General features: G+C 68.3%; 10 protein-coding genes and 1 pseudogene. All 11 read right to left on the reverse strand.

The window, feature by feature from the left end; genetic code table 11:
• Window positions 1-244: pseudogene (locus CXY91_RS29615) on the reverse strand (hypothetical protein); the annotation flags it as partial.
• A complete protein-coding gene (locus CXY91_RS29620; RefSeq protein WP_100965523.1) occupies window positions 241-570 on the reverse strand; it encodes a LexA family protein in 330 nt (109 codons plus the stop codon). The gene CXY91_RS29620 and the pseudogene CXY91_RS29615, both read right to left, overlap by 4 nt.
• The gene (locus CXY91_RS29625; RefSeq protein ID WP_100965524.1) at window positions 567-887 is read right to left on the reverse strand and encodes a hypothetical protein; all 321 of its coding nucleotides are present in this window, start codon (window positions 885-887) and stop codon (window positions 567-569) included. The genes CXY91_RS29620 and CXY91_RS29625 overlap by 4 nt, the downstream gene beginning before the upstream one ends.
• Window positions 884-1,576 (reverse strand): DUF7168 domain-containing protein, encoded by a 693-nt coding sequence (locus tag CXY91_RS29630; RefSeq protein ID WP_100965525.1) that lies wholly within the window; start codon window positions 1,574-1,576, stop codon window positions 884-886. Before CXY91_RS29630 ends, CXY91_RS29625 begins: the two co-directional genes overlap by 4 nt.
• A complete protein-coding gene (locus CXY91_RS29635) occupies window positions 1,573-1,779 on the reverse strand; it encodes a hypothetical protein (RefSeq protein WP_100965526.1) in 207 nt (68 codons plus the stop codon). Before CXY91_RS29635 ends, CXY91_RS29630 begins: the two co-directional genes overlap by 4 nt.
• Window positions 1,776-2,045 carry a hypothetical protein gene (locus CXY91_RS29640; RefSeq protein ID WP_100965527.1) on the reverse strand — a complete coding sequence of 90 codons (270 nt, stop codon included), beginning with the start codon at window positions 2,043-2,045 and terminating at the stop codon, window positions 1,776-1,778. Before CXY91_RS29640 ends, CXY91_RS29635 begins: the two co-directional genes overlap by 4 nt.
• 1 nt (window position 2,046) lies before the next feature.
• A complete protein-coding gene (locus CXY91_RS29645; RefSeq protein ID WP_100965528.1) occupies window positions 2,047-2,265 on the reverse strand; it encodes a hypothetical protein in 219 nt (72 codons plus the stop codon).
• Between the two features lies 1 nt (window position 2,266).
• Complete coding sequence (locus CXY91_RS29650) at window positions 2,267-2,506, reverse strand: hypothetical protein (protein ID WP_100965529.1); 240 nt, start codon at window positions 2,504-2,506, stop codon at window positions 2,267-2,269.
• 7 nt (window positions 2,507-2,513) lie between these two features.
• On the reverse strand, window positions 2,514-3,212 hold the full coding sequence (locus CXY91_RS29655) for a DUF3164 family protein (protein ID WP_100965530.1): 699 nt from the start codon (window positions 3,210-3,212) through the stop codon (window positions 2,514-2,516).
• Window positions 3,202-3,702: a helix-turn-helix domain-containing protein gene (locus CXY91_RS29660; protein ID WP_100965531.1), complete on the reverse strand. Its 501-nt coding sequence runs from the start codon at window positions 3,700-3,702 to the stop codon at window positions 3,202-3,204. Before CXY91_RS29660 ends, CXY91_RS29655 begins: the two co-directional genes overlap by 11 nt.
• Window positions 3,699-4,112 (reverse strand): hypothetical protein, encoded by a 414-nt coding sequence (locus CXY91_RS29665; protein WP_100965532.1) that lies wholly within the window; start codon window positions 4,110-4,112, stop codon window positions 3,699-3,701. Before CXY91_RS29665 ends, CXY91_RS29660 begins: the two co-directional genes overlap by 4 nt.
• Between the last annotated feature and the right edge of the window lie 82 nt (window positions 4,113-4,194).

A 4,194-nucleotide genomic window follows, 5' to 3' on the forward strand; every position in this document is an offset into this window, starting at 1 on the left:
AGGGATGGACGTCGCTCGCGGCGACGAAGGGAAACACCTCCTTCAATGGCTCGGCCATATGGCCCTCGCCGCAGGCGGGCTCCAGGATCTGATCTGGGATCAGGACGCCCAGCTCCGGCCGAGCAACATGGTGCACGAAGGCCCGGGTCGCCCAGGGCGGGGTCGGGAAGAAGTCGAGGGAGTCGACCGGCTCGGAACGCTGCGCCATGACGGCCGGCGAAAAGGCGAAGGAATGCTGCGTCATCGCCGCACCTGCCGCTCGAGGAACTCCTCGACCGCCTGGGCGACAAGCTGGTCGCGGCTCTTGCCGGTGACGCGCGATAGCAAGGCGAGCCCGGCCTCCATGGGCTTGGTCAAGCCGCTCTCGACTAGTGCGATCGAACGCCCGCGGGCGCTGGTGAAGCGGATATGCCCGCGCTCCGCCAGTGCATGGACCATGCGGTGCGCGTTGCTTTTGACGATGCCGAAATGTGCGCCAATTTCCTCATAGGATGGCGCGACTTGGCTGGTCTCGAGGCGCTTGCGGATGAAGGCCAGGCAATCGGCCTGGCGCGGCGTCAGGCCCATCATCGCACCGGCCCTCCCGCCTTGGCGATCGCCTCGCGCTTCGCGAGCTCGAGGCACATCTGGCCCATGGTCTCGCCATGGCGGAGGACGGCTTCGCGGGCATCGGCTGGTAACTTAAGGAAGGCGCGGATCTCGTCGGCCTGCTCCTTCAGGAGCTCAAGCGAGCGGGCGGCTGTGTTCAGGCGCTCGATATCGCGCTTGCCGAACTGTACGCCGCGCAGCTCCTTGATCGCCTGGCCGTCGTTCAGCGCTCGCTGGCGCGTCTCGGCAAATCGCACGGCCTCGATCTGTTCGGCGAGCGAGATCCGCGGGGCGGTCATGACCGGTCCTCGATCGCAAGAGGCGCGTCCGAGCCACCAACACCGTGATGGAGGCCGACATCAGCGCCGGCGCGCCAACCCGCCGATCCGGCGCCGGCGTAGCGCTCCTTCCGGCCCTTCAGCTCAACCGGAACTGTGACGGGTTCGCGCCTCGCCAGCGCCTGCTTCGCCTCTTGCCGGGCGGCCTCGTTCCCCACCGGCCTGAACAGGTCGGCGAGACGGACGATCAGGCGCAGGACCATCCCGTCGACAAAATCGGCGGCGGCGGCCCGGCGGGTCGAGAGCTTGCGGCGGCGGGTGTAGAATGGCGTCTCCTTGAACTCGCGCAGGGCGCGATCGACCGCGCGGAAGCAGACATCGCGGAGATAGGCCGCAATATCGGGCCCAGGCTCGCGGCCGACGAACAGGATGTCGCCGCGATCGCAGCGGATCAGCCACGCGCAGTTGGTGTAGTAGGCGATCGCGGCCGAAAGCTTGTCGCGCCAGGTGGTGCGGTTCGTCGTCCGGGTCGAGCTGTCGGGCGCGGTCGCCTCGGTCATCTCGATCTCGGCCTGGTCGAAGTCGTGCTCCGCCATCAACCGTGCCGCCAGCGCCGCCGCGGCCATTGCCTCGGCTTCGGTGCAGCCGCTCGCCTCGGTCTTCGCCTGCAGGGCGGCGATCTTGCTACGCAGACGCTCACGCGGGGTCATTGGGCGGCGCCTCCGAAGAGGCCATCGCGCTGCGCCTGCTCGCGGAGATTGGCCGCGATCGCCTTCATCAAGGAGATTTCCTCGTCGGCCTTGGCCTGGCTCATGCGCTTGATCTGCACCTGGCGGGCATAGACGCGCTCGCGGAACCGGACCTCGCGTTCGGCCGCGGCAGCGAGCTGCTCATTGGTGAAGCGGGCGGTCATCCAAAAATCTCCGTGAGCTCAGGTTGCCGGTCGAGTGCCGGCGGGGCAGTGCGGCTGGAGAAGTCGAGGGCGTCCTTGACCGCCGGGGCGGCGGCGTAGACCCGCAGGCAGTGATCGGCGCAGTAGGAGGTCGGCCAGATGGTGGGATCACCGCAGACGCGACGGCCGCCGAAAATGTCGATGGGCTCGCCGCGGCGAGGTTCGACGGCCTCGCAGACGATCCAGCGGCACTGACCGGAGCGGGCGCGAGAGAGGAGGATGCCCATGTCAGGCCTCCTCCGCCTGCTCGGCACGCTCCTGCGCGGCGACAACGATGCTGACCTGCAGCTCGCGGAGTCCGTCGCGCATTTCGGTGCAAACCGTGTCGACGTAGTTGTCTTCCGGCCAGAGCGCCGCGATCTCCTCCAGGAGGGCGCAGACCTTGGTCACCCGCCGGTTGCTCGCGGCGAGTGCCCGGTTCTCGGTCCAGTTCTTGATGATGGCCATATCAGCCGCCTCCCACATCGGTGGCGGCAGACTGCCGGTCGAGCCCAACCACGGCATCGAGCAACTGCTTCAGCAGGCCGCGTCCGCCTTCGTCGAGCGCCGCGGCGAACTCGACCTGAAAGGCGATGGAGACCGACCCATCCCGGACAATTTCGTTCAGGAGGTCCGCGAACTGCCCGCCCTCATCCCGAAGAGACAGGGCGACGTCATCCGTGTCGACCGTGAGGGAAAAGAACGCCATCGCCCCCTCACGCTGCCGCGAGGTCGATGGTGACCGTCTCGAAGCGGTCCTGCGGGCGCCGGCGCTGGTAGAAGCGGACATACTCCTTCGTGCCGGTGACCCGGATCGCGTCGCGGATCGCCGTCATCGCCCGCGTCCAGCGCTCGTCGCCGATATCGAGCTTCAGCAGCAGGAACAAGTTGGCCTTGTTGATCTGACCTTCCTTCTCAACCGCGAAGGCGCGGGAGACGATCGCGCGGATCTCCGGCCGGCTGTCGGCGCCCCACTCGACCAGGCATTCGTCGATCAGCGACTTCGCCTGCTGCAGCTGCGGGCCGAACTCGATCAAGTCGGCGATCTGCACCTTGACCTGCATCAGCCCGTCGACGGTCTGGAAGGTGACGTTGCCTTTCTCGCCGCCAGCGCGGGCGCCGTATTCCTGCTCCAGCAGCTGCTGGAAGCCATTGAGGTCGGCGAAGGTGTGTTCCTTGAAGCGGGCGATTTGGGCCGAAAGATCGAGCGCGAAGGCCATGACCTTGCGCACCATCTCGTCCTCGAGCTTGTCGGCCGGCTTCACCAGCTCGACCGGCACGAGGCGGCCTTTGGCGTCGCGCATATGAGGCTGTCCACCGACATCGATCAGGCCGCTGGCGACGGCTGGCACTTGCCGGGCCAGGGCGGCTTCACTCTCGTTACCAGGCAGGGCGGAAGCGTTCTCAAGCTGCATGTTCGGTCTCCTCGGTTGAAGGTTCGGAAGGGTCGCCATCGGCCTGCTCGACGATGAGCCGGGACATGGCGACGATCTCGTAGGTCGAGACGCGGACGGCCTCGCGCTCGGGCGCCGAGAGCACGCGGCGGGCCGTGGCGAGCGGGTCGATCGAGACGGCGAAGCGCAGCAGGCCGGCGCGCTCGAGCGCCTGCAGCGTGCCGAGAAGCGCATCCGTCGAAAGGCGGAAGGTCTCGCTCGAGGCGCGCAGCTCCTCGGCCCGGCGCTGTCCGTGGATCACCATGGTGTGGTCGCGGCCGCCTGACATCCGGCCGATCGTGCTCGGGCCCAGCGAGGTCATCTTGCTGGCGAGCCACCAGCAGGCGTAGCGGAGATGGACCCGTTCGTCGGCGCCGGCACGGCCCGCTACCATGATCTCGTGGCGGGTGACGCCCGCGACGGCACCGACCGCCTGGACGATCATGTCGAAGGTGACGTGGCGCTCGCTCATGCCGCGTGGCCCCCGTCGTCGCGGCCGGCCGAGCGCGGGGCGCACGGGAAGCTGACGACGTTGCTATCGCCGATCGGCATGGCGAGGGCAGCAAGGCCGGGACGCGCGACATGGACCGGCCCGCCGCCGTCCAGCTGGCGCTGGATCTCGGCCTGCTGGGCCCTCAGCGCCTCTTGCAACGACGGCGAAACGGCCGCGCTGGCGACGACGTCGAGATCGCGGGCGATCGCCTCCATCTCGTCGGCATCGGCCGCGCGCTGCTCAAGCCGCTCGGCCTTCTCCGCAAGCAGGCACAGGGACACCGTGAGATCGCGGCAGGCGTCGATCGTCGGCCGCTGGTGGGAGGCGACATAGGTGCGGAACAGGTCTCGCAGCTCGCGCACGTCGGCGGAGAGAGGCTTTGCCTGCATGGCTCAGCCCTCCCGGCCGGGGATGGCGGGAACGCGGCCGAGATGGCGCGCGTGGCGGACCGCTTCCTCGCGATCGAGCTGG

This window comes from Allobosea sp. FBZP-16, assembly GCF_002831785.1.
In the GTDB taxonomy this organism is placed as follows: Bacteria; Pseudomonadota; Alphaproteobacteria; order Rhizobiales; family Beijerinckiaceae; genus Allobosea; species Allobosea lupini.

Coding starts and splice junctions, on each gene's coding strand:
- CXY91_RS29620 (WP_100965523.1), bottom strand. CDS start 570: ATGATGGGCCTGACGCCGCGCCAGGCCGATTGCCTGGCCTTCATCCGC.
- CXY91_RS29625 (WP_100965524.1), bottom strand. CDS start 887: ATGACCGCCCCGCGGATCTCGCTCGCCGAACAGATCGAGGCCGTGCGA.
- CXY91_RS29630 (WP_100965525.1), bottom strand. CDS start 1,576: ATGACCCCGCGTGAGCGTCTGCGTAGCAAGATCGCCGCCCTGCAGGCG.
- CXY91_RS29635 (WP_100965526.1), bottom strand. CDS start 1,779: ATGACCGCCCGCTTCACCAATGAGCAGCTCGCTGCCGCGGCCGAACGC.
- CXY91_RS29640 (WP_100965527.1), bottom strand. CDS start 2,045: ATGGGCATCCTCCTCTCTCGCGCCCGCTCCGGTCAGTGCCGCTGGATC.
- CXY91_RS29645 (WP_100965528.1), bottom strand. CDS start 2,265: ATGGCCATCATCAAGAACTGGACCGAGAACCGGGCACTCGCCGCGAGC.
- CXY91_RS29650 (WP_100965529.1), bottom strand. CDS start 2,506: ATGGCGTTCTTTTCCCTCACGGTCGACACGGATGACGTCGCCCTGTCT.
- CXY91_RS29655 (WP_100965530.1), bottom strand. CDS start 3,212: ATGCAGCTTGAGAACGCTTCCGCCCTGCCTGGTAACGAGAGTGAAGCC.
- CXY91_RS29660 (WP_100965531.1), bottom strand. CDS start 3,702: ATGAGCGAGCGCCACGTCACCTTCGACATGATCGTCCAGGCGGTCGGT.
- CXY91_RS29665 (WP_100965532.1), bottom strand. CDS start 4,112: ATGCAGGCAAAGCCTCTCTCCGCCGACGTGCGCGAGCTGCGAGACCTG.